Annotated in this window: 4 protein-coding genes; all 4 read left to right on the forward strand. The window is 34.3% G+C overall.

Annotation, left to right across the window (positions count from 1 at the left end; genetic code table 11):
* Positions 1–32: 32 nt before the first annotated feature.
* On the forward strand, positions 33–638 hold the full coding sequence (locus OEZ61_RS07945; protein ID WP_053795558.1) for a hypothetical protein: 606 nt from the start codon (positions 33–35) through the stop codon (positions 636–638).
* Positions 638–1,045 (forward strand): hypothetical protein, encoded by a 408-nt coding sequence (locus tag OEZ61_RS07950; RefSeq protein WP_290047362.1) that lies wholly within the window; start codon positions 638–640, stop codon positions 1,043–1,045. The genes OEZ61_RS07945 and OEZ61_RS07950 overlap by 1 nt, the downstream gene beginning before the upstream one ends.
* The gene (locus tag OEZ61_RS07955) at positions 1,038–1,538 is read left to right on the forward strand and encodes a hypothetical protein (RefSeq protein ID WP_290047363.1); all 501 of its coding nucleotides are present in this window, start codon (positions 1,038–1,040) and stop codon (positions 1,536–1,538) included. Before OEZ61_RS07950 ends, OEZ61_RS07955 begins: the two co-directional genes overlap by 8 nt.
* A 12-nt stretch (positions 1,539–1,550) precedes the next feature.
* Positions 1,551–2,295 (forward strand): hypothetical protein (locus OEZ61_RS07960; RefSeq protein ID WP_290047364.1); only part of this gene is annotated, 745 nt, incomplete at its 3' end.

A 2,295-nucleotide genomic window follows, 5' to 3' on the forward strand; every position in this document is an offset into this window, starting at 1 on the left:
CTACATTTAGGTGGTTGGAGTGTTAAAACCTTTTGAGTTCTGACTTTGATTATTTAACTCAGGGCATTAAAGAGGTTGAAAACTTAAATAAGCATCGTGTTTTTGTTGGATCATTACTTGCTACTGGTAATCGTACGGTTGAATATAATCAAATGATTGCTGAAGTGCAAAACAATGGTGCTGTTATTCATCCAGTAACAAGACAATGGTTAACAATACCTATGCCAGTTGCTGGGAAACGTACTGCTAGAGAGATTAATGGTTTGTTTTGGCATGTTGCTAAATCAGGACAGAAAACACTTGCAAGAGTTGAAAATGGAAAATTGGTAGTTTACTTCTTATTAACAAAAGAAGTTAAATTACCTGCTAGACCATTTATTGACGTGACAGCCTCTAAAAACGTTAACAAAATAGCAAATATGGTCGCTAATGGCGTTATAGATATATATCTGCATAAAACAACAGCGGGACAAATATTCGACAAAATTGGTAAATTTTTAAGCATAGAAATGAAACGTGAAATGGTTGCAACTAACGAACCAATGAATGCAAAGATTACACAGAATAATAAAGGATTTAATAATCCTTTGCTTGATACTGGGGCTTTGCAACGTTCTATAACATGGGTGGTGATTTAATGGACGCAGTAGCAAAAAGAACGTTTAATACAGCATTAAATAGACTATATAGGATATTTAAAGTTGAATTGGCATACAAAACAACTCAAGAAGTTGAAAGCTCATCTGATGATGGTTTTGGCGATATTGGGAATAATTATGCTGAAGGTGATTGGGTGACAGTGTATGAACCAATTATTCCAACTGGGACATCCGCTTCTAGTTCATTAGGTAATACATTGAACATGTTATCTGGTGGTTCAGTTGAAGACTATTCATATGAATGGATATCTAAAATAGATTTACCTTTAAAGACACGAGTTAAGTATAAAGATAAGCAGTTATCAATTGCAAAGAAGTCTGACTATAGCGATATAGCAGGCTTTTTTGTTTACCAATTACAAGATAGGAGTGATCACAATGGCTAGAAATATCTATCAATCTAAAACTTTTGACTGGTCTGGTTTATATGGGCAAATAAGACATTTAATTGAAGATATTACTGGCTTGGATGGCAAACACGTCATTATGGATTACACAAGTAATGAATTGCCAAGTTATCCATATGTGACCATTTCATCAGTAAACAAAACAGCAGAAGTTGCTAACAGTTTGCATTCACGTGAAAAAGAAATTGCAGACTATCTTATTCAAATCACATGTTATTCAGATAATGGGAATGAAACTTTAATGATGGCTGATGATATTGCCACATTACTGTTTGACCCACAATATAAATCTACTTTTCATCAATATGGTGCGGTTTTAAAGGAATGTGACTATACCTCTGGCTCTACAAATGATTTTGCTGGGCTATTTAATGTATCAGCACGTTCTTTATCAATGAAATTAACACTATATCGTAACTATCAATCTAAAATTGAAAAAATTAACGGTCTAGATGGACTAAATAAACAATAGGAGGCTATTAAATTGGCAAGAGTACAAACATTATCTCCAATTCAAATTGTAACTAATTACGAACGACCTGTTTTAGATCCAGGAATGGCAGGAGTAATGCTTCTAGTTGCAGGTAATGCAGAAACATTCCAATCATATACATCAATTAAATCAGTTATTAACGATTATCAACCTGGTACAGCGGTTTATGACCAAGCTGATGCCTACTTTGGCAATGCAAATTCACCATTGTTCCAAGTTTTAACTTACAAACAAGGTGATACAACATCATTAACTAATCAAATCACTAAGTATTACTATGCTGGCGCACAATACTTCTTGTTCCATTCAGTTGTAGATACATTATCTGGTAGTGATGTTACTAACGTACAAACTGCAGTATCAACAATTTCTAACTTTGTTGAACAACAAGATAACAAGGAAGTAGTTTTTGATTTTCCTTATTCAGATGAAAGTAAAATGGCTGATTTCGTTAAAGCCACAAATATTGCAGGTAACAAAGCAACATTTACTGTAGCTAAACCTTTAGTGAATGGTAAAGATGAATACTTTGGCGCTCATTTCTTAGCTGATTACGCAAATGCAAAGCTTGGTAAGTCAGCAACATTCGTTAACCAATTAAACGGTGTTACACCACAAGATAAGTATGAATTTGGCGTTTCTGACGTTGAAAAATACTTCAAACCAAATCACATTGCAACATACGCTTACCGCGCAGGAACACCAATGTTAACTTCAGGTGTTACTCAATCTGGTG

Origin of the sequence: Apilactobacillus sp. EABW-1NA, assembly GCF_030398685.1 — a bacterium.
GTDB lineage: Bacteria > Bacillota > Bacilli > Lactobacillales > Lactobacillaceae > Apilactobacillus > Apilactobacillus waqarii.